5 protein-coding genes are annotated in these 24790 nt (G+C 45.4%); all 5 read right to left on the bottom strand.

The window, feature by feature from the left end:
• Positions 1 to 295: 295 nt before the first annotated feature.
• Positions 296 to 1036 carry a thioesterase II family protein gene (locus C9414_RS17215; RefSeq protein WP_107164156.1) on the bottom strand — a complete coding sequence of 247 codons (741 nt, stop codon included), beginning with the start codon at positions 1034 to 1036 and terminating at the stop codon, positions 296 to 298.
• Between the two features lie 6 nt (positions 1037 to 1042).
• Positions 1043 to 9238 (bottom strand): non-ribosomal peptide synthetase, encoded by an 8196-nt coding sequence (locus tag C9414_RS17220; RefSeq protein WP_107164157.1) that lies wholly within the window; start codon positions 9236 to 9238, stop codon positions 1043 to 1045.
• A gap of 13 nt (positions 9239 to 9251) precedes the next feature.
• Complete coding sequence (locus tag C9414_RS17225) at positions 9252 to 19385, bottom strand: non-ribosomal peptide synthetase (protein WP_107164158.1); 10134 nt, start codon at positions 19383 to 19385, stop codon at positions 9252 to 9254.
• Between the two features lie 63 nt (positions 19386 to 19448).
• Positions 19449 to 23282 carry a non-ribosomal peptide synthetase gene (locus C9414_RS17230; protein ID WP_107164159.1) on the bottom strand — a complete coding sequence of 1278 codons (3834 nt, stop codon included), beginning with the start codon at positions 23280 to 23282 and terminating at the stop codon, positions 19449 to 19451.
• Positions 23283 to 23328: 46 nt separating this feature from the next.
• Positions 23329 to 24790: condensation domain-containing protein (locus tag C9414_RS17235; protein ID WP_258182652.1), on the bottom strand; the 1462-nt coding region annotated here is incomplete at its 5' end.

A 24790-nucleotide genomic window follows, 5' to 3' on the forward strand; every position in this document is an offset into this window, starting at 1 on the left:
CTGTGACATGAGTATCACAAAGCCCTTGATTTACATTTTTCTCCCAGATTCTTTTCCTACACTTGATACAATCAACTTTTCCAAGTATTTCAAGTGAGACATCAGCACAATGAAAAATTGGTAATGCTATAGTTTTTCTACACACATCCTTCATTTTGCAACCAACTTATAAGATGAGATTTTTTTATTGATGAAGTACATATCGTTGTTCATCTTAAAAAATAGCTATTCTGCTTCAAAATGATAGTCCATAGTCACAAAGAAGCGGCCTCTTTAAAGAGAGCCGCTTTCTTTTTTAATGTCTGATCAATTGCTGCTTGGCTGCAAGCTCAATCACATGTCTCATCTGCTCTGCAAATGGCTCTGGATGTGTGTTGATGTACATGTGACCTCCATCGAAATTGGTGCGTTCGATGGTTTTTGCCCATTTTAGCCAGCCGCTTGCATCCTTCATGCATTTCTCATCTTGCTTTCCATTGAATAAATAAACAGGTGTGTCGATAATCGATTGATCTTTCTGCTGAAAGGTTTCCAGCGCCCGATAGTCTGCACGCAAGGATGGTGTAAAGTAATCCATCATTGGTTTGTTCTCTAGTAATTCCTTTGGAATCCCGCCCATTTCGGCAATATGCTGTACAAATGCGTCATTGGATAAATGCGTCAGCATCTGCCGTTTTGTTTGCGGGGGCTGAATGGCTGAGATCACCACTGCTGCCGGATAGATCCCTTCTTTTTCTAGCAGCTGGGTTAGTCTGTAAACCACAAGTCCTCCCATTGAATGTCCGAACAGAATAAATGGACGGTTCAATTTGTCCGTGAGTCCTTCTTTATACAGCTCTGCCAGCCTGTCAATGCTTGATTCAAGCGGCATGAGATTGGTGCCGTGCCCTGGGGGCTCTGCTGCTGTGACTTCGGCCATGTCTTTTAGCTGTTCAAAGAGTGGACGGTATGAGGCGGAATATCCGCCGGCAAAAGGAAAACATATAAGCTGAATGAGATCTGATTTTTTTTCAAAGGTTTTAAATAACTGATTCATACGTCTTTACCCCTTTATAATCGTTTGAAGAATCTGTGCCAGTTCATCTGCCTGCGGTCTTTTCATCATGGTGACATGGTCTCCTTTGATGTGGTAATACGAGCACGACCCTTTCGTATAAGCCTCCCAGTCTGCGAACTTCTTCTGGAAATCGCTTGCGTGATCACTGCTTTGGACAATATAAAATGGCACAGGGAATGGTTCTTTTTCTAATTCAATGGCTTGTGACATGATCGTATTATGCGTTTGCATTTGCAAATATTTATCTAAATATTGATCATTCATGAATTGATGAACAACTTCATCCTTTTCTGCCTCTTTGAGTATTTTCTGCTTCACTTCCTGGAAGCTCAATCCTTGTAAAGCTTCTGGCTGGATGCCGACCAGGTTCCCCATTCCAAGGACAAGTGCGAGCATTTTCACTTCTTCTTCGTTCATATCGGCATGAAGTGCTTGATCTGCCTCATCTCTTAGCACTGGCACCGTATCTAAAATGATGAGTCCTTTCGGTGCTTTTCCTGCATGAGAGAGCCGCTGATTCATTCCGTAGGCAAGATGCCCGCCCATTGAATGCCCTGCAAGATAGTCAATGCCCGGACGGTAGAACGTTTCAATAGCTTCAACAAAAAGGGTCACAAGCTCCGTGTAATGGAGAAATTGCGGCTCTTCATCCTCATATAGGCCAGGAGACTGCAAGGCGTACACAGCACCTTGATGTGTCATGAGCTTAGCAACATCAATATAGCCCATCACCGTTCCACCAGCAGGCGGTGCAAAGAATATTCTTGGTTCGGCTGGATCACCTTTTTTCAGCTCGATCACGTAGTCCTTCGGCGACCTTTCGACGTTCTCAGCGGCTTCTGGCACTGCGTCCAAATGTGCGGCTAATTGCGTAGGCGCAGGGTGCATGAAAATCCATTTTGGATCAACACGGACACCTTTTTCTTTTAATTTGGCGACAGCCTGAATACTCATAATGGAATCGCCGCCCAGATCAAAGAAGGAGTCATGCATACCTACTCGCTTCACACCAAGCACTTCCTTGAAAGCTGCGACAATCCGTTCCTCCGTTTCGGTGACCGGTTTGTCGTCATCATGGGAAAGGGAGATTGTTTCTGTTGGCTCTGGCAGTGCTTTTTGATCAACCTTCCCGTTCGTTGTCACCGGCATTTCATCCAGTACGACAAAGTAACTTGGAATCATATAGCCTGGCAGGCTTTCCTGCAAAAAGGCTTTCCAGCCCGGCACAGGATTTTCTCCGTTTGTCACAAGGTAGGCTGCCAGCCGTTTTGAGCTGTCATACGTTTTGGCGATGACTGTACATTCTTTGACTTGTGGATGCTTGAGCAGTGCTGTCTCAATTTCTCCGCATTCAATTCGGTAGCCTCTAATTTTCACTAGATGATCTTTTCGGCCGAGGTATTCAATGGTGCCATCTGACCGCCATGTACCAAGGTCGCCTGAACGATACAGCTTGTCTCCCTTTAGTTCAGGAAAAGGATTGTCAATAAACCGCTCCTTTGTCCGCTCTGGATCATGAAGGTAGCCTTTAGCAAGGCCAGATCCACCGATATAAATTTCTCCTTTTACGCCTGCTGGTACTGGGTTGAGCGCATCGTCCAGTATGACAACAGTTGAGTTCGACACCGGCACACCAATTGGAACTGATTTTGCACCTGCTGGCACGTGTGTGACTTGATGTGTTGTGGCTAAGGTCGTGTTTTCTGTTGGCCCGTAAGCATTGACGAGCACACCTTCCATATGCGGCAGTGCCTTTCGTGCATGCTCACTAGACATGGCTTCCCCGCCAACGAGTAATGTGCGGTAGCCTGCCACGCTTTTTGGATCATGCTCCACCAATCGATTAAATAAAGCGGTTGGTAGACAGTTGGCTGTTACTTGATGCGTTTTGATGAACTGCGTTAATTCGTCCATATTCAGTGCTGCATATTTTGGGAGCAGAATCAGCTGACCGCCATTCAGCAGCATTCCCCATAATTCAAATGTAAAGGCATCAAAAGCATAGTTTGAGAGCTGAAGCATTTTGTCATCTGGACCGAGCTTTATATAATTTGTTTCTCTAACCAAGCGGACAACTCCTGCATGAGGAAGCATTACGCCTTTTGGTGTACCTGTTGAGCCTGATGTGTAATTAACATAGGCTATCTGATCTTCACCTATGATCGATGATTCTCTTTGATACACTGCATTTGTTTCTGGTATTGGCTTGTCCATGACAATCTTTGTACATGTAAAGTCCACTAGACGGTCTGCAAAATGAGACTGGGTGATGATCACATCGCTTTGCGTATCACGAACGATGAGACGGATGCGTGCATCAGGATATTCAGGTGACATCGGAACATATGCGGCACCAGATTTGATGATTCCTAGTACCGAAACAATCATGTCAAAGGAGCGATCAAAAAGCATCGGGACAAGGGAGCCTGGTCCAATTCCTTTTGACTGCAAGTAAGCAGCTAGCTTTGTCGCCTTCTTATCCAAGGCTTCATACGCCATATGCTCATCCATATAGGACAGGGCAATACGATGCGGATCACGCTGCACCTGTTCTTCAAACAATTCTTGAAGCGTACGCTTTGGATAAGGCGTTTCCGTTTGATTTTTCCCTATAATCATCGCTGCCTGTTCTGCTTTGTCCATTAAGCAATAATCAGAAAATGTACGCTCAGGCTGAGCCGTCATGCCGTCTAGCACATGGAGATAATAGTTCATATAACGATGGATGGTCTCTTGATCAAATAAATCCGTATTGTATTCCACATGAATCGACAGCTGCTCTTCCTGTTCAAATACATGCAGGGTGAGATCAAATTTAGATACTGAATGATGGACCATCACATGTTCACTTGTCAGCCCTTTAAGGTTTACATCAAGCGAATTGGTGACATACCCCATGGCTGCCTGAAAAATAGGTGACCGGCTTAAATCTCGATCTAACGAAAGGTCATCGACAAGCTTATCAAATGGATAATGCTGATGCTCAAACGCTTTTAACGTCATCTCTTTCACATTTTCCAAGAGATCGGCGAACGACTCTGCTGTTGAGACGTCCTGTCTCAGCGCAAGTGTATTCACAAACATCCCAACGAGATGCTCTGATTGCTTGGCATCCCGGCCTGCAATAGGCGATCCAACAATGATATCTGTCTGTCCGGACAGCTTGTGAAGCAGGACGTAGTACGCAGACAGCATCGTCATGAACAGTGTCGTGCCCTGCTGCTTGGACAAAGCCTGCAAGCGTCGGATAAGCGGTTCATCCAATACGATTTGCTCTGTAGCACCGTTATATGTTTGAACCGGCGGACGAGGGCGGTCAAACGGCAGATCCAGCACTGGAAGTTCACCTTGTAACGTATTGAACCAATAGGTTTTGTCTGCTTGATGATGCTTTAATTGTTCATTTTCCCAATGTACATAATCTGTCCATTCGATTTCTAAGGCTGGGAGCTGCGGCGTTTCATCTGCAAGCAGCGCGTCATATGCCACTTCTAATTCCTGAATGAGCAGGCTGAGTGACCATGCATCTGAAATGATGTGGTGCTGCGCGCAAAGGAGATAATACTCCTCCTTCCCCATATCTACTATCGTCCACTGCGCAAGAGGCCCTCTTTCTAAATCATAGACGCGTTCTGCCTCTTGCTGAATGAGCTGCTTCAGTCTTCTCGTTCTTGTTTTTTCATTAAATAACGAGAAATTTGCCACTGTCACAGATGGCGGAAGGTCTTCTCGAATGAGTTGGACCGGCTTGCCGCCAAGTGATTCGAATGTTGCCCGAAGTGCTTCATGCCGCTTTGTTAAAAGGCCAATCGCTTTTGTTAATGCTTGAATGTGTAATGGTCCTGTCAGCTTCCAAGCACCTAATATATTGTAATGATGGCTCTTTTCTAATGTGGATAAGAACCAAATGCGCTTCTGGGCATGTGACAGCTCATAGCTTGTTTTCTTTTCAAGCTTTGGAATTTTGGCTTCCTGAACGGCTGGCGCCCCTTTGATGTCATCAATCATTTGCGCCAGATGTGCCAGATGTTTGCTTTCAAATAATATTTTTAAAGGTGCCTTCATTGAAAATTCATGATTGATCCGAGAAATGGTTTGAGTCGCTTTTAGTGAATGTCCGCCAAGGTCGAAGAATTGATCCTCTTTGTACACGCGATCCACATCTAAAATATCCTCCCATATGACGGCAAGACGCTGCTCTGTCTTCGTTTCTGGCAATTGCTTTTCAAGGCTTTGTACGTTTTTGTCATGATTCAATTTGAGAGCTTTATGATCAATAGAGCCATCTTGTTTTTTCGGTATTTCCTGTACTTGCTGAATGTCCCATTTGCCTTCTGCGACGCTCTTGATCTCTTCAACATGCACTTCTTTGCCAGGCTGAACAGTGTAAAAAAGCTTTTTTTCAAAGACCGGTATTGGAGCTGGCTGAAGATACCCGGCGATGTCTCGGTTTGCTCCGTCCAATCCGATAAATAGATGCGCTTCATTCAGCCGAACACCTAGACATAATGAATGGAGACCTTGCTTCTTTCCAATCAATTGAAATCCCTTGCGAACGGTGAGAGCTGCTCCGGTATGCCCCTTAGACAAACCGAGATTATCCCACATACTGAAGTTCAATGAGATCGCTCGTCTTCCTTGTTGAAAGGTGAGAGCGTGGGCGAGTCCATCTAAAAAGCTGTTGGCCGCAGAGTATGCCCCAAATGTCGTGCCGCCAAAAAAGCCATTGACCGATCCAAAAAAGACAAACGGTATTGTCGGATCATACTTAAAGGCTTCCTGCAGCACCCATGCTCCGTCTGCTTTCCCTGACATTTCTTTTGTGAAATCCTCTTCTGACGTATGAGCCAGTGTATACTTGTCCGCCTGCTGAAAATGCTCAGACACATTGCCAGCACCGGCCAAATGCAGCACACCTCGGATCGACTGTCCAAAATGCTTTTCTGCTTCATAAATCGCCTGTTCGACGTCAAATAAGTTGGTCACATCCGCTTGGACATAAATGACGTCACCAAAACCTTTTAACTGTGAGAAGGCTTCTTTCTTTTCCAAGCTGCCTTCCAGAGATGTCCGTCCAATCAAGACGAGCTTTAAGCCAAATTGGAGCATCTGCTTAGACAGCTCAAACCCAATCCCGCCAAGTCCTCCAGTCAATAAATAAAGACCTTCATATTCTAAAAACCCTTCTGTTTGAGATGCTTCCATCATATTGACTTTTTCCAGCTTTGGTACGAATCTGTCCCCATTTCGGTAAGACACCTCTGCTTTTACATGAATCGCAGACAATTCTTCCGCAATATGCTTGGCATCCTGTTCTACATTCTCCGCTTCAATATCAAGATGAGACACCTCTGCTCCTTCCCATTCTTGTGGAATGGTTTTTAATAGACCTACAAGCGGCGTTTTCTCCACATGAAGATCGTCTTCAGGCTGCACAAATTGACCACCTTTTGTCACAACGACAAAACGGATGGGCTCTTTATTTGCTTGTCTCAATGCTTGATACAAGTACAAAATGGATTGATTGGTGCTGGCATGCAGCTCTTTGAAATGCGCAGGATCAACGATGTCTTCTCTGTCTGACACATTCCACAGATGGAGCATGCGCCGGGTCTTTAGTTCATCTGCTTCAAGTGCTGCAATGAGCCTGACGTAATCTCCCTTGATTCTCGGGTTTATCTGATACATCCCTTTAGACAGACGCAAAAATTCATGCCCTTTTCTCACAGAAATATATGGCTGATTCTTTTGCTCAAATTGGGCGTAAAGCGATTGATAAAGTCCTTTTTCATCTTCGAAAACGAGGACATGTTCAGCAAAAGGCTGAGTTGGACCGATATTCTCCTTAGCCCAAATGCGTTTAAAAAACCAATCTGGGAGTGTTTGTTCATTTTCAGAAGCAAGATCCAGTGCCTGTTCAATGTCACGGAAGGCTCCATCTTTTAGTGCTGCGCCTAACTGAGCACGCTGGATTTTCCCACTCTCCGTTTTCGGAAATTGATCTTTTTTCACCGGAATGATGTGATCAGGCTCTATGCCGATTTTTCGAATGATGGCCTCTCTAATCTGTTGAATCATTGTGATTTGTTCCTCTATTGAATCCCTTTGTGAGACAAAAAAGACAGCAAGCGTGTCGTTGCTTGATTCGGGATTATAAATGCCGTACGCAGCGGCAAAGGTGACTTCAACCCCTTCCACCTCTTCTACAACCGCTTCAATTTCGTAATTTAAATAGTTAGCGCCGTTGATAACAATGATGTCTTTTTCTCGACCTGTCAGAACGAGACGCCCTTCGTGAATAAAGCCTAAATCCCCCGTGTGAAACCAGCCGTTTTCCGCAAATACTTCTTGATTGGCTTCCTCATTTTGATAGTAGCCCATCATAATTGTTGGACTCTTCACCTGCAAGCGCCCAACCTGATCTTCTGGCAGCACCTCGTGATGCTCATCTACAATTCGAATCCATACAGACGGAATCGGTGTGCCGACTTCTGTAAACGTCATCTTGTTCGGGTGATCGTGCGTCACATATTCGATCTCACTTGTTAATGAATTTTGATCAATCGTCAGCTGGCCATCCTGTTCACCGTTCCGCATAAATTTCTTTGACTGAACAATGGCTGAGGATGTTTCTGACATGCCGTAAGCAGGTACCATCGCATGACGACTTAATCCGTGATGACCCATGATGTGCATGAAGCGCTGTGTGACTTTCGGGACAACTGCTTCGGCTGCATTCATGATATAAGTCAGAGTAGACAGGTCCCAGCTCCCTTTACGAATGTCCTCCTCATATTCATTCATCATGGCAAAAGCAAAGTTTGGCGCCCATGTCCTTGTCACACCGTATATTTCTACCCAATCGAGCCACACCATCGGCCGCTCGATAAATTGATCGATGGATGGACTAATCTGCTGGCAGCCAAGGTAGACGTCATGTACATGAAACATGACAATCCCACCAACATGATCAAGCGGCATCCAGTTAAGCGACACATCCTCATGTGTAAAACCGTTTACCTGCTCAAAAGCCATAATTCTAGATAAAATGCTTTGATGATGATGACGGATACACTTTGGCACACCCGTACTTCCTGAAGACAGCAGCTGCAGCACAGGCTCATCCGGCTCCGGCTCATAATGTTGTTCATCTGGTTCATACGCCAGCAATGTTTCAATTGTTAAGATAGGCATGGTCTTTGCTTCAAATGTCTCACGTAGCCCAGCAATGTCCTCAGCATTTGCTTCATTCGTAATAATGAAAGGTTCATTTTGCAGCTGAAACACGCCCTTCAGCTTATTCACCCCTTGATTGATTTCATCATAAACAGGCGGCACGGAGACCGGGGTCGGAATGATTCCTCCGAGAATACAGCCCCAGAACACCGTGATAAAATCTTGATGATCTTTCAATTGAAGTAACACTTGATCACCGTTTGTCAGTCCTGCTGCCCTTAAACCGGACAGAACCCGTTCAGCGCTTGTTAGTAATTCAGGATAGGTTTGGGTCAACGTATGCCCGTCTTCTTTCAAATAAGTCACCCCACGGTCTGGTGACATAAAAGCTGCTCGAATCAGCACCTCTGTCAGTGTGACAGGTGCGCCTGGCTTTTTGATCACATCTCCGCCATACACAAGTGCAGGCGGCTTCTCATGTACAGTTGATTGTTTTGTCTCGCTCGCTTCATTTTTCGAAAGCGATCCGTTCCCTTGAGTACGCTGTCGATTAGGAAACAGGTCATCTAAGTGATAGGGCGTTTGTTTTTCTGACTGACTTTCAATGAAAGAGGCCGCTTCCTCTACTCCATCTATAGCTTTGGTGCGCTCTTCTATCTTTCTTAATTCCTCTTGATCTATGATTTCAATTGAAAGCAGTGCCTCTGTGTCGACTGCTCCACTTTCTGTCTTTGGCAAAGAAGGTAATAAAATGAGAACGGCTGGCACTTCATGAGGGTGAAGTGGACCTTTCATCAGGTCCTCCCTTGTCAGCGAAGGGTCCTTCGCCTGTGCAAATAGCACAAGCGATAGACTGCCTTCTTGATTTTTCTTCGGAATGATGGCACATTCCTTAAGCGGAAAATGAAGCATCATGACTTGCTCTAATGCTTTAAGATCCATCCGTTTTCCGTTGATTCTGACGATATGATTTGCTGCATGTCCTTTTCGTCTACTCACTAACATCGTTCTTCTCCTCCTACATCCAATCCAAAATCTGAATCTTGTTTTTTTCAGTCCAAACGCCGACATCCCCTGTCGGATAGAGGTATTCGCCAGTTTGATGTTTGAATGGATGCGGAATTTTATGCGTCTCCATCCAATCAGCAAGCTCCCCGCAAAGTGCTTTGATATCCTTTGCGCCGATAAAAATATCTCCAGGGAATCCTATCGGCATGAGCTGATGCTCTTCGCTCAGGATATATATTTCCGTCTCACAGGAAGGATCATGTACACCTGAATAGACCTCTTCTTGATCTGGGTACAGCACGCTGACTTGTGCATTTTTCGCCCAATTGGTGATCATCCGCTCTTTTTCTTCATTTGTCACGATCGTGAAGGAAGAGAGGGGTGTCTCCATTTGTTCTGTCATCGCTTCAAGTGTGTGGATCAGCTGCTGCATCAACGATTGTATTTGCTTTTCTGTATATTGATTGAGGCGATATGTGACCCGAAGCTCCAGCGTATCTCCCGGAACTGCCACAAGGGTCAGGTCATAGTTCGTTTCTTCATGACTCGCAATGTCTAAAATGCGCACTCCGTATGGCTCGATAGATTCAATCGGATAGTTTTCAAACACGACAATGCTGTTAAACAATGAATCTCCATTCGGGATGTGGGTCAGCTGCTGAATATCTGGCAGTACGGTATATTCGAATTCCCGCATCTGAAAAACTGTTTTCTGCGTATGTGCCAGCAGCTTGGAAATGGTCCACTCTGGTGTGATCGGCAAACGGAGCGGCAATGTGTTAATAAAGAGCCCTGTCATGCTTTCAACCTGTGGTAAATCCGCCGGCCGTCCTGACACTGTCACTCCGAACACGACATCATCAGATCCTGAATGAAGATGCAAAAGCAGCCCCCATGCTGTCTGAATCAGGGTGCTCATTGTCACCTTCTGCTTGCCTGTCATCTTTTCGAGTTTCTCCTGCATCTCGGGCGTTAGTTTGATACTTAGCTGATCAACACCTGCATCTTCATCCGAAGCATGCCCGTCGTCTCCTGGAAGCGGCGTAGTCTCCTCTACTCCTGACATATAATGTTTCCAGAACGCTAGCGCCTTCTCTTGATCCTGCTTTTGCAGCCACTCGATAAAATCTTTATATGGACGGACAGCAGGAAGATCCACCTCCCGTTCATCCACAAGAGAGCGATACAAAGAAAAGGATTCTTCAATAAAGCTGAACAAGCTCCAGCCATCGATTAAAATATGATGAAAGCTAAAAACAAACGTGCATGTGTTTTCATCACGATGGAATAAAGCAATACGAATCAGCGGTTCATCCGTATCTTCTAGCTTGAAATCCTTTAAACGATCTGTTTGCAAATATTGCTCGATGGCTTCCTTCTGATCCGTTTCACTCAGGTGGCGCACATCGTGCTGAGTGAGGTGAATGCTTCCTTCTGATTGAATCAACTGAACAGGCTCCTTTAGTCCTTCCCAAGCAAATGTTGTCCGCAAAATCGAATGACGCTCAACAAGCAGATTCCAGGCTTTTTCATAGGCTGCGCCGTCCGTTAAGCCTTCGAGCGTCATATGCACTTGACCAAAATACGCCTGTGACGCTTGATCTAATAGAGCATGAAACAGCATCCCTTGCTGCATTGGAGATAGTGGATACACATCCACTACATTGTCTGGGAGATCATCGATTTGCTTTTGCGTCAGCTGAACCATTGGAAAATCAGATGGCGTAAAACCGCCTTTTGTCTCTACACAATGCGTCAGAATATCCTCCATTTTTTCTTTGAACCGTTCAGGTAACAGACGCACCTCTTCATACTGAAGCAGTTCACGATTGATCATAAAATTCATCTGAAGCTGACCGTTCACAACATATCCGTACACATCGATCAAATGCTGTCTTTCTGCTTTTGAATCATGTACATGTCCATTTCGTTCATCAGCTATATAAAGATGTGTCTCATCGTCTATTTGATCTAACTGTCCAAGGTAATTAAAGCTCATCTGCGGCGCTGCCTTTTTGAGTAAACGAGTTGCTGTCATGTATTGAAGCAAGCCATAGCCGATTCCCTTTTGCGGCACAGCTCTTAAGGTTTCTTTGACATCTTTGATTTGTCTCTCAACATCGGTTTGAATAAAAGGAATAAAAATAGGATAAGAGCTTGTAAACCATCCGACTGTTCGTGACAAATCCATCTGTTCAAATAAATCCTCGCGTCCGTGCCCTTCTAACGTAATGAGTAGTGGCTTTCCAACGGCTTGCGTGAGTCCTGATAAAAGTAAATCGTTTACCTCTGTTCGGTACGCTTGAGATGCCTGTCTTAATAAAATATCTGTTTGATCCTTCGTCAATTGAATAGACAGGATCTCTGCATGTTCTTCTATATTGAAAAGCGCAGGTGTTTGAAAAGGAGAACCCTCTTCCTCTTGACTGATGATACTTTGCCAAAAAGGAACCTGCTCTTGTAAATGATCGGTTTGTGCATATTTATAAAGAGCTTCAGCCCACTGCTGATAGGACGCAGTTTTCTTTGCAAGCGCGATTTCCTGCCCTGCCGCAAGCTGCTTCAGTCCATTTAATAGGTCTTCCTGTATGATGCGCCATGAGATTCCATCCATCACAAGATGATGGGCAGCGATAAAGAGTTCAGACGTACCTTCACTTGTGTGGAAAAGAACGGCTTTGATGACCTCCCCTCGCTCTAATGACAACGTTCCTTGACAAGCGGCGGTCTCCATGCGGATTTGTTCCAGCGCTTCCTCCTGAGAAACACCCGTCAGATCAAAGAAGGTGACACAAGGGGTGATGCCAGGCGCACGAATGGTTTGAATCCACGAGCCATCTGCTGCTTGTGTATAAATCGCTCTCAGCATATCGTGATGATCGACAATTTTTGAGAGAACCTGTGTCAGCTGCTTGAGCTGTATGGATTGCTTGAATTCCATATGCGCAGATAAATTCCAGTAATCTTGGTTTATCAATGATTGCTCAAAGAACCATGATTGGATCGGAAGCAGACGAACAGCTCCTGTGACAGGCGACTGATCATAGAACGCAGCAGCATCTGACTTTTTCATAGCGAGTGCCAGCTGTGAAATCGTCTGTTTTTCAAATACATCTCTCGGCTGAATGACGTAGCCTTCCTGTGCTAAGCGCGCCACCATTTGTATGACAATAATCGAATCTCCGCCAAGCTCAAAGTAGTTATCATGTACGCCAATTGAAGGAGCGCCGAGCAGCTGAGTCCACACTTTTTCCAGTACACGTTCTTCCTCACTGAGTGCCTTGTCAGCCGGTTTGTCCACTTCTTCCTGTCTCCACTCTGGCGGCGGGAGACGTTTTTGGTCTACCTTGCCATTTGCCGTGAGCGGGAGTTCCTCCAGCTCTATTAATAAGCTTGGCACCATATAATCTGGCAGTATTTCTTTTAATTGATGGCGAATGTCTTGCGTGGTCACGCTGCCCTTTTGGACAAAATAACCGATCAATCGCTTGTGGCCACTCTCATGCTGGTGCGGAATGACTGCACATTCTATGATGTCTTCAAAGCGCAGCATAGCGGCTTCAATTTCCCCGCATTCGACGCGGTGTCCGCGAATTTTCACTTGATGATCGATTCTTCCTAGGCAGTCGATGATGCCGTTTGGCAGCCAGCGGCCCATATCGCCTGTTTTATATAAACGCGCTCCTTCTTGGAAAGGATGCGGGATAAATGATTGTGATGTTTTTTCTTCATCTCCAAGGTAACCGAGTGCAAGCCCTGTACCGCCTACATAGATCTCTCCAATGACACCTTGCGGAACCGGCTGCAGCTGGTCGTCTAGTACATAAGCTTGTGAATACGCAATTGGCTGACCGATAGGAACCGCCACCTGCCCCTCATCCACTGCCCGAATGTGATGCACACAGGAGAACGTCGTATTCTCAGTTGGTCCATAGCCGTTTAAAAGGCCTTCAGGTAAATACGGCAGCGCTTTACGGATATGAGCAGCTGACAAAGCATCACCACCGACCAATAAGGCATCGAATCCAGATAAAGCTTCTGGATGTTCCTCAGTTAATCGGTTAAACAGCGGCACTGTCAGAAATCCTGTTGTGATCTTGTAAGATGTCAGCGTGTCAGCCAGCGTATCCATTGATAAAATCGTATTTCGATCGGTCAGTATCAGCCTTCCTCCGTTGAGCAGGGCTCCCCATATTTCATACGTAAAGGCATCAAAGGAAAAGCTAGCGATTTGTAAAATACGCGTATGTTCATCAAGGGTGACATAATCTGTTTCACATACAAGCCGGATGACCGCTTGATGCGGAATCAAAACCCCTTTTGGCTGACCGGTTGATCCTGATGTGTAATTGATATAAGCGAGTCCATCAGGTTTTAAGGCAGCAGGTTGGAGTTCTCCCTCTGATAAAAACTCTTCATATCCCTGATCAAGACAAATGAGCTCGGTTTGACTGATCGAGACTTGTTTCAGCCATTCATTTTTTGTTAGTAACAGCTGAATACCTGTATCCCTCAGCATATAATCAATTCGTGCATCTGGATATTCAGGATCAATTGGGACATAGGCCCCGCCTGCTTTCACAATCGCCAGCACCCCAAAAATCATTTCAGGCGACCTGTCGATCAGAAGCCCTACTGGTTCATGCGGCTTCACTCCTCGCTGCTGCAGATAAGCGGCAAGCCGATCGACTTTCTCTTGTAACTCCTGATACGTCCACTGGTCTTCCCCAGATTCGAGGGCGATTGCATGAGGTGTCTTTTTCACCTGTGCTTCAAACCGTTCTGTGATGAGAAGCCGGCCCGCTGGATGTTCTGTTTTGCCGCTCCATTCATAGAGCAGCTGCTGCTTCTCTTTCTCTGGCAGATAATTCATTTGTCTGATCGGCTGGGCTGGATTTTCACAAATACATGCAAGCAGCTGTTCGTAGTAACGAAGGAACCGTTCCATCGTGTCGTCAGAAAATAAGTCTGCATCATACTCTAGTTTTAATTGAAGACCTTCCGCTCCTTCAAAAACAAACAGGGATAGATCAAACTTGGCCGTATCGTTATCTTCAATGGCTAAAACGGATGTCGCCTCACCCATCGGTGAAGCTTCAAGAGGCAGGTTTTGCAGAACGAACATGACCTGAAACAGCGGCTGCTTCCCAGCCTCACGTACAATAGTCAGTTCATCTACGACCATCTCAAACGGCACATCCTGATGTGCATAGGCGCCCATTGTTGTTTCCTTCACTCGCTCTAATAGCTCTGTGAAAGCCGGATTCCCGCTATGATCGATTCGAAGTGCCAGCGTATTCACGAAAAATCCGATGAGCTGCTCCATCTCCGTCCGATTTCTCCCGGCAATGACGGATCCAATGACAAACTCATCCTGTGAAGACAATCGATGCAGCAAGGTAGAGAAAGCCGAAAGTAATGTCATATAAAGGGTACTGTCTGTTTTCTTAGAAAGAACCGCCAGCTGTTCAGATAACGGCTTCGACAAGCGGGATTTTTTCGTTTTTCCCCTATAGGATTGAACGGCCGGACGCGTGTAGTCATACGGCAGCATCAACTCTTCCACAGGTACCGCAAATTGCTCCTTCCAATAGGAAAGCTGCTTCTGAAGTGTTTCTCCCGTCAAATACTCCTTCTGCCATAGTGCGTAATCTGCATATTGAATCGGCAGTGGTGAGAGATCAGGCTCCCTCCCCTCGATCATCGCTGTATACCATTCGGATAGCTCCCTTGCGGCAATGCCAATCGACCAGCCATCTGACACGATGTGGTGAATGGACATCAGCAGCAAATGATCTGTTTCTGACAGCCGAATTAATTTCGCGCGAAAAAGTGCATCTTGCTCTAAGCGGAATGGTGTGCCAGCTTCTTTTTTCGCCCATTCAGCCGCTTTTTGTTCTTTTTCTTCCTGTGATACCAGGTCTGATACATCTACCACCTCAAGCGCTGGAAGAGTCATATGCTCATGTATGATCTGTACCGGTTCATCGCCGTTCATCGCAAAGGATGTTCTGAGCGATTCATGCCTATGCACCATTTGCTGCAGGCTGTGCTGAAGCACCTTTACATCTAAAGGTCCATTCATCCGAAAGGAAATCGTATTATTGTATAATGCTAGATCAGGCTGTAATTGATAGAGAAACCACTGTCTTTGCTGAGCATAGGACATCGGAAGCTCCTGCCCCTTTTCTATTTTCCGTATCGGAATCGCTTCATCGGCTTCGGCATTTAAATCAATCCAGTCCGCTAACTCTCCAAGTCTCGTATGCTCAAAAAGAACGGCGAGCGGCACGTCAAATCCCGTTTTCTGCCTAACAGCTGACAGCATTTGCGTTGCCTTGAGCGAATGACCTCCGAGTAAAAAGAAGTGATCACCACAGCTAATGTTTGAAACATCAAGCAGTTCGGACCAAATGAGTACCAATAGTTTTTCCGTCTCAGTTTGAGGTGCTCTGTCCTCTGAACCCTGTCCATTTTCCTCTATTAATTCATTGAAATGCACTTCGTCCGGCATCCCATCCTCTGTTTCTTTCCAGTATTCTTCAGGATATAGATGTACGGAACATTCTCCAGATAGACGAGACTGTATACACGTATAAATGGACTGATACAGCCTTTCTTCAATAGCCGTTGTTTGATCGGTCTTGAAAAAGACATATACGGCCTGCTCTGTTTGTATCTCCTCCTGTATCATTTCTTGAATTTCCTGCTTCGACCGATCCAACCCGATATAAATGAGAGGAGCATCTGTCATCAAGCATGCCAGCATTGTTTGAATGCCCGCCCGTTTTGGAATCGGGAGATAGCCTCTTTCTTTTAGCATGCCCTTGATCATTGAGCCTTCACTCATTCCGGTCTCATCCCACATACTAAAGCTAAAGCAATACGGCTTTACTGTAGAGGTCAGCCTCTGATAATGAGCAAATTGTTCAACGAACTCATTGGCCGCGCAATAAGCGCCAACGGTCATTCCGCCCTTTAACGTTCGAGCTGACGAGCTAGAAAGGAATAAGACATTCTGCCGTTTAGAAGCTGCTTCATGTAGCGCAATCGTGCCATATACCTTCGCTTCGTACATCGCATGTAATGACACAGACGTCATGTCACGAAGCAGCTCTTCTTGAATGATGCCAGCGAAATGAATAACGCCATGCAGCCTTTTGCCTAAAGCCGCCTCCTGTTTTGAGATCAACGCTTCAATGGCTTTTGCGTCAGTGATGTCCACCTTTTCATAAAGAACTGTACCGCCGCGCTTTTCCGCTAGTTTCTCAAGTGAAATCAATACGTCTTGCTGCTCCATAGATAAAGCCTCTCTCGCCTTTCTTCCAACCAGCACAAGATGCGCTTGATAAGATGTCAGCAGGTGCTCACTCAGTAACCGTCCAATGCCGCCAAGCCCGCCTGTTATCACGTAAATCCCGGAAGATTCAAATGGCGGCTTCTTCCTCCTTTGTTCTTTTTCCAGATGAAGCGGCGTTAAAAGAGGAGTATAACGAACACCTTCGCGATAAGCGGCGATATGATGGCTTGTGTCATGTGTAAGTTCTGTCATGATCGATGATGCATGAGAACGACCTGTATCTGATTCTGCCAGAGAAAAATCAAGACACCTCACCTTGATAAACGGCCATTCATGCTGAACAGCTGTCATCAGTCCTGCTGTCGTTGCTTTCTCCACATCATGTGTTTGATCTTCCGGCAAATTCATCGCATGAGCAGAGACAAAGGTGATCTCTACTGGCTCCTCATAGGCAGCGATCGCTTTTGTTACATATAATGCACTCATGCTGCCAGTTTTCTGCGCTTCTTTTGCCAACGCTGCATGAAGTGTGTCTTCTTGAGTTGTGTAGTTCCAAAGGTGAATGATTTGTTTCACCGAAACGCCATACGAACGGAGCGTCTCAAAGAGTTGTTCGTAGTCAGACGGCCGATTCGGGTGGATGATGAAGTGTGTATGTGTGAGTTGTGTGAATGCTTGACCCGGTTCAACCGTAATAAAGGTTTGTTCATTGCTTGAAAGGGATCTCAATTGATCTGCCAGCCCTAAAGTATCTGCAAAGATCATCGTGTTCCCTAATGTTTGTTTTTCAGCTTCATAGAGCGGAACAGGTATCCACTTCTTTTGTAAACTCCAATCAGGCAAGGTGTGTTCATTTTCAAGTCTGATGTCCAGCTCCTTGATGATTTCATCGAATTCGCCTTCCTGCCATCGCTTCTTGAGCTGTGCCCTCTCTATTTTTCCAGAGCTTGTTTTCGGAAAGGCATGCTTCTGGACAGGGATCACGCGCGATGCAGATAGACCCATTTTTGTTGCAATATGGGATTTAATATTTTGACTTGCCCTCATGATATAAGAAGGTTCATACAGCTTCGGTGTAAAAAAGAGAATCAGCTCGTCGGATGCAGATGCTTCCATCCGAGCGGAACAAGCGGCTACAAAGCTCGTTTCGACGCCGGGGACTTCCTCTGCAATGACTTCAATTTCATAGTTGTGATAATTTTTCCCGTTGATGATGATCATGTCTTTTTCTCTACCGGTTAATGTCAGCCTTCCTTCGTGCAGGAAACCTAAATCCCCCGTGTGGAACCAGCCGTCTGTTTGAAAAACTTCTTGATTCGCTTCGTCATTCTTGTAATAGCCCTTCATTGTCGTTGGCCCTTTAATTTGCACACTGCCAATATGATCTTCGGGAAGAAGCTCATGCTCATGGTTAACGATACGAATCGTAATACCCGGAATTGGTCTTCCCAGCTCTGTAAAGCTGACGGTTCCTGTCTCCCGTGCCTCCGCTGGTCTTAGCTGCTCTGTGAGTGATGTTTCCTCAAAGGTTAGGACCCCGCTGCTTTCATCTCCCCGCTGTATCGCAAAAGAGAAGACAACGGCTGAAGAGATTTCAGACATGCCGAATGCCGGTCTAATGACGTCTCCCTTTAAGCCGTGCGGAGCCAGCAAGTGTAAAAATCGTTGAATCGTCTTCGGTACGACCGCTTCTGCCCCATTGATCATACAGGTCATAGCAGAAAGATCCCAAGATCCTGACGAGATGTCTTTCTCATAATCATTGATCATCGCAAATGCGAAGTTAGGCGCCCATGTCTTCGTTGCACGGTAGCGGTCCATCCAGTCAAGCCAGCGCAGCGGCTGAGCGATAAAATCATCTGTTCTTGCCCGAACCTGCTCACAGCCCGTGTACACATTGACAAGGTGAAACATCACAATACCGCCAATATGATCTAAGGGCATCCAGTCTAACGACACATCCTCTTGTGTAAACCCATTGGCTGCCACTGTTCCTTTGACATTCGCCAGCACGCTTCGATGAGAATGCTCTACGCATTTGGGCATCCCTGTACTTCCAGACGTTAAGATAAAAAAGACTGAATCATCCGGTGACGCTGGATAAGCTTCTCTATCTCTTTCTAAAGAAAGCATCGGCTCAACGGCTGCGACACTTAACTTATCTGTATGCCACAATAAAGCTAATCCTTGCACCTCATCAATCAGCGAGTCATCTGTTAAAATGAGCGGATGCTCCAGCAGGTTCCACGCATGATGAAGCTTCTTCACAGAGGCATTCATTTCCCGATAGGTCGGTGCAGCGGACACTAGTGTTGGAACAAATCCGCCTAACACACACGCCCAAAAGGCTGTTACCATCGCATGATTGGATGAAAACTGAAAGAATACAGGATCACCCGGTTCAAGTCCTAACGCCCTCAAACCTGTCAGAACCCGCTCGGCATCCTCCTTTAACTGCGCGTAGGATTGTGTGAGTTCATTTTCACTATTGACGATATAAGTCAGCCCATTTTTCGTTTTTGCCGCCTCTGTTAAGGCGTCCTGCAAGGTTTGGGCTCCTGCCTTAACATCTAGATCCCCTCCATAGGAAAGGGCGGGCGGCATGTCCGCTAAAGCAGGGGAAGCCATTTGCATCTGTATCGATTCAGCTGCGGCCTCCTGCTCCATGTGATTGTCGAGAAATAAATGAGAGAGGTGATATGGCCGCGGTCGAATGGTTTTTTCATGAGAAAAAACAGCGAAGCGTTCGATTTCGTTGGTTTGTAAAATCGTTCTCTGTACATCTTGTAAAATCGTATCCATTGATTCATGTACATTTGATTTATTTATAATTGATGGTTTCATATGAGTTCCTTTCCTTTTTTGACAGGCAAGAATGCCAATATGCACCCCTGCCTGAACTAAAGTTTACAAAACGGCTTCTCTATTTTTTTGATTAACGATCTTTTGGATCAGCTGGGCATTTTGGGCTGCACATTCTTTGTTTTTGAACATGTCAGCGTGTTGACCGTAGCCTTGATAATAGCGATAAGCACCGGTCGTCGCCTTTTCCCAATGATCCATCCAGTCTGGAATCTCAATTTGCTCTTCTGATTGGATGAAATCAATATCTGCTTGTATCTTTCCTTGATTCACCCCCTTAACAAATGTTTCATAATAAGCCCGCGTTTTTTGAGCAAGCGCTTCTTGAACGAGCTCTTCTTGGGCAAGTTCACTTTGCTTTGATTGATGAACAATCGCTTCGATATCATCCTCGATGGATCGTCCTTCTAAATCACTTTCTCCAATTTTCTTATAGGAATCGATCATGATGACCTTTTCCACCGTCCGTCCTGCTTGTTCAAGCGATTGAACGAGATCAAAGGCCAGATAGCACCCGCCAGAGTAGCCCATCAAAGTCAGCGGCCCTTCAGGCTGAAGGTGCTGAATATGCTGAACGTATTGCGTCATGCGGTGATCATCTTCAATAAAATCAAAGGCGATCAAACGAAGACTATCGAGCGTTTTGGCGGCTTCCTGATAGATAAAGCCATAGCCCGGTAATGGCGGAAGAGCAAAGACTGTTGGCGTTTGAGACTCATTGAATACAAGATAGCCGGCAGCTTCATGATCCTGCTGTTGAATATAACGGCTGATGGCTTCAATTGTAGGTGTCTCAAACAACAAGTGAATAGGCACCTGAACATCGAATTCTTTCGACACCTTTGATAAAAGCGACATCGCTTTTAAAGAATGTCCTCCAAGCTCAAAGAAATGGTCATCTGTACTGATATCATCTCGTTCAAGCACTTCACGCCACATGACAAGCAGCTTTTGTTCTACCTCATTTGCCGGAAGCTTCACATGGCGGTTTCCTTGAGGCGCTTCTGGCTTTGGCAGCTGACGTTTATCAACTTTTCCATTTGGTGTCAGCGGCATTTTCTCAAGTCTGATCAGCTCATGAGGCTGCATGTAAGCCGGAAGTTTCTCCTTCAGCCCTGACTTGATCACATCAACTTTGTCCTTCCACTCCTCCTCACATGTCATATAGGCGAGCAGTCTTGTATGCTGCGAGCCATGCTGATCCGTTATAAGGGCAGCTTGCTTTACGCCCGGATGCATGAGAAGGTGGGCTTCGATTTCTGTCAGCTCAATTCGGTGGCCGCGAATTTTCACCTGATCGTCCACTCTGCCTGCATACTCAATCAGACCATCTGCTCGAAAATAAGCCAAATCTCCCGTACGATACAGCCTTTCTCCCGTAGCAAATGGATGTGTGATAAAGGCTTCTTTTGTCAGATCAGGACGATTCAAATACCCCTTCGCAAGCCCTTTGCCGCTGAGACAAAGTTCTCCGACCATTCCAATCGGCTGAAGCTGTCCTTGCTGGCTCAATATATAAGCACCCGTTTGGTTAATTGGCTTTCCAATTGGAATAGAATGCGCTTCTATCGGCGGAGCTACATCTACAGGATAATAGGTGGCAAAAACGGTTGATTCGGTTGGGCCGTAGACATTGATTAGTCTGCCTTTTCCCATGACATCAAAGGCTTTTCTCACATGCTGTACAGATGCACGCTCCCCTCCGAACAACACCTTGCGCACACTGCGCATCCAATCGGTTTTTTCATCAACGAGAAGATTAAATAAAGCAGTTGGAACAAACATGACAGAAATGCTTTCTCTTTTAATGAGCTTCGTCAGCTCGTGCATATCTAAAATGGTGTCTTTTTTCGGCAGGACAAGCTTCGCACCATTTAAAAGCGCACCATATACATCAAAGGTAAAGCCATCAAATACGCTGTTGGATAGTGACAGCAGTGTATCTGTATCTGAAATGGTTAAGTAGTTCGTATTTTTGACTACCCGGGCAATATTGGAATGGGTTGTCATGATGCCTTTTGGCTGACCCGTTGTGCCTGATGTATACATGATATATGCCGTATCGTGTAAACCTGCTTCTAGCGGCAGATTCTCTGAGCTCATAAGTGAAATTTCCTGATCATCTGCAAACAGATACGTACCAGTAAACCCGAGTCCCTTCGCCTGACCAATAAAGGATGAGTGAGTCAGAAGATGCGTCGCTCCGCTGTCTTTAAGCATGTATTGAATGCGGCTTTCTGGATAATCAGGATCAATTGGCACATAGGCTGCGCCTGCTTTTAAGACTGCAAGCAGACTGACAATGAGTTCAGGTGTTCGATCGGCTAAAATGGCGATGACCGTTCGATGTTCAGACCCATTTTTTTGCAAATGCCTTGCCAATCGATTGGCCTGTTCATTCAGCTCGGCATATGTCATCGTTTGCTCTTCTGCTGATAGTGCCACTGCATTTGGCTGTTTGCCCACATTATGCTCAAACCATTTCGATAAATATAATTGGTCATGCTCAAGCTCAGGTGCATTCCATTCCTCAAGAATCAGCTGTTTTTCCTGTTTCGTGACGAGTGGGAGTGTATGAACCGATTGATCGGGATGCTTGACCGCCTCATTTATCAATAGACTGAGCTGTTCTTTTAACTTGTGAACAAATTGAGGATCAAACGCTCTTTTGTTAAAGGCCAGCTTCAATAGTAATTCTTCTCCAGGCGATGCGAGCAGATTGAGATCATAGTTTGATTTTTCATAGACATTCATGTTCTCCACCGTGAACCCTAACCGTGCCTCTTGCTCGTCCTTCTTTGCAGCTGGGACATTTTCAAACACGACAATATGATCAATGAGCTGCTGCTGACCTGTCTTTGCCTGAATATCATAAATCGGAATATATTGGTGCGGCTCGGCTGCAAGAGACTGCTGCTGTGTTTCTGACAGGAGTGCACGAAATGTCATGTGATCTGTCAGCTGAATTCTTCTTGGGATGACATTGATGAACAATCCAACCATCCTGTCAACGCCAGCCAAGTCTGCCGGACGTCCTGACACAACTGTTCCAAACAGCACATCATTTGACCGCTGATACCTGCTCAGCAGAACTGACCAAACGGATTGAAGCGCACTGCTTAACGTCGCATTTTGCTGCAGCGCTAACTCTGACAAAGCAGCCGTTTCTTCTTTGCTCATGGACCATTCAATTTCGCCTAATTCATGTTCATTCGTTTGTTTTCGCTGTTCTTTAAAGGTAGATTGTCCATCAAACCCTGCTAATGATTGCTGCCAATATTGAAATGATGCTTGTTTATCTTGTTTTTCCAGCCACTTTATATATTCTTTATATGGTTTGACCGGTTCTAGCTTATAAGGAACGTCATGTAAAAGTGCATGGTAAATCGCAAACAACTCCTGCACCACAAGTCCAAAGCACCAGCCATCCAGAAGGATATGATGATAGCTCCATATCCAGCGATAGCTGGCAGAACCCGTTTGGAAAACAGATGCCCGCATGAGAGAATCCTTCGAGAGGTCAAATCCTCTCAGCTGATCCCTTTGTTTGAATTTCTCGATACGTTCAAGCTGTTCGTCTTCAGAAAGATCTTGCAAGTCCACAACATCAAGTGTAAAAGGACGCTCCTTTAGCACAACTTGGACAGGGCGCTTTACTTTTTCGTGGAGAAACACGGTACGAAAAATATCGTACCGCTCCACGATGATATTCATGCTTTTCTCAAGTAAGTCATGATGCAGTGTGCCCTTAACGTTCATATCCATTTGCTCTACATAGAAGCCCTTTTCTTGATGATGGAGGGTATGAAACAGCATTCCTTCTTGCATCGGTGACAGATAATACATGTCTTGAACTTGATCCCTTTTAAATTGACTCATCTATTTCATCCTCCCTTCCTATTTTTATGACTGATCTCGTGTGTTGTTAAGTCAATTTCTCCTCAAGCATGTCAAAAATGTCGTCCATTTCATCCATTTCAAGGTCAGCCGCAGAGAAGTCACTTGGCGTAAATTCCCGTTCGTGCTGCGCTAAGCAATGGGTGATGATGGATTGGATTTTTTCCTTCAACAATGCCATGAACTGCTGTATCGTCTGTTCTTCATATTCACTTGCACAATAGGAGCAAGACAAAATGAATCGATTGTGTTGAACAAGACCACTAAGGTTCAGCTTATAAACAGCTTCCGAATCAGGGCTTGCTTGTCGTCCCATATCATGGGTAGACGGCCCAAAGAGTTCTGTCGTCACTTCCTGATCAATCTGTCCAAGATAGTTCAAGCTGATTTCAGGATGTACGTGGTGTCCTGACGGTTCAGTGGCTGTCATGTATTTTAAAATCCCGTAGCCAATCCCTTTATTTGGCACACGGCGCAGCATTTCTTTCGTTTCTTTAATAGCTTCAGCTATGGTCTGATCCGGCTTCGCTTCAAGAACAACTGGATACATACTCGTAAACCAGCCAATTGTGCGAGAGACATCCAGCCCTGATAAAATATCCTCTCTTCCATGACCTTCAAGCTGCACATGTACATGGGACTCACCTGTCCACTCTTGAACAGCAAGACCGAGAGCACATAAAAGAATATCGTTCATTTCCGTTGTGTACGGCAGATGAATATCGGTCAAAAGATGCTCAGTTTCTGTTTCTGTCAGCTGCATTTGAACCGATTTGGTTTCGGCAACTCTTCTTTTCGTCACTTCATGATCAACAGGTAATGCGGTTAATGGTTTGCTTTCAATCTCTGCCCAATACTCCCGCTGACTTTTTAATGACTGTGACTGTGCATAACGTTCAATGGCCTCTGCCCATTCTTTAAAGGAATGAGTTTTCAGCGGCAGGACAAGGGCTTGTCCCTGAGATGCCTGCTGATATAGAGACATAAAGTCCTCTAGTAAAATTCGGCATGAGACACCGTCAATAACTAAATGGTGTGTCACGATGAGTAAATGATCGCCATCTTCTGCATGGAAACAAATCACTTTCATCAAAGGACCTGTTTCGAGGTTCAGCTGACGCTGATACTCATTGGCAAATGTGGAAATTGCCTTTTTCACATCGTGCTCTTTTGAGACATCATGAGAAATAATCGCTATCGGTTTTGGTAACTCCCGCTGGTTGTATTGCAGGATGCCGCTATGTTCCTGCTTGTATACCATACGCAGTGCATCATGATGTGAAAGTAGTTTTTGCATGACTTGTTCTGTAATGGAAAGGTCAAATCCATTTGGCGCATGAAGCATCATCGAGAGATTCCAATGGTGCTGATCGCTGAATGCTCGTTCAAAGAACCAGCGCTGAATCGGTGTTAAAATGACTTCTCCTTCGACAGATGATTGGTCGGCTGTGAGAAGATCGGCTTCCTCGATATATGGACGAAGCTCCGCA

The organism is Bacillus sp. Nf3 (assembly GCF_003028545.1).
GTDB classification, from domain to species: Bacteria; Bacillota; Bacilli; order Bacillales; family Bacillaceae; genus Bacillus; species Bacillus safensis.

Coding starts and splice junctions, on each gene's coding strand:
- C9414_RS17215 (WP_107164156.1), bottom strand. CDS start 1,036: ATGAATCAGTTATTTAAAACCTTTGAAAAAAAATCAGATCTCATTCAG.
- C9414_RS17220 (WP_107164157.1), bottom strand. CDS start 9,238: ATGTTAGTGAGTAGACGAAAAGGACATGCAGCAAATCATATCGTCAGA.
- C9414_RS17225 (WP_107164158.1), bottom strand. CDS start 19,385: ATGAAACCATCAATTATAAATAAATCAAATGTACATGAATCAATGGAT.
- C9414_RS17230 (WP_107164159.1), bottom strand. CDS start 23,282: ATGAGTCAATTTAAAAGGGATCAAGTTCAAGACATGTATTATCTGTCA.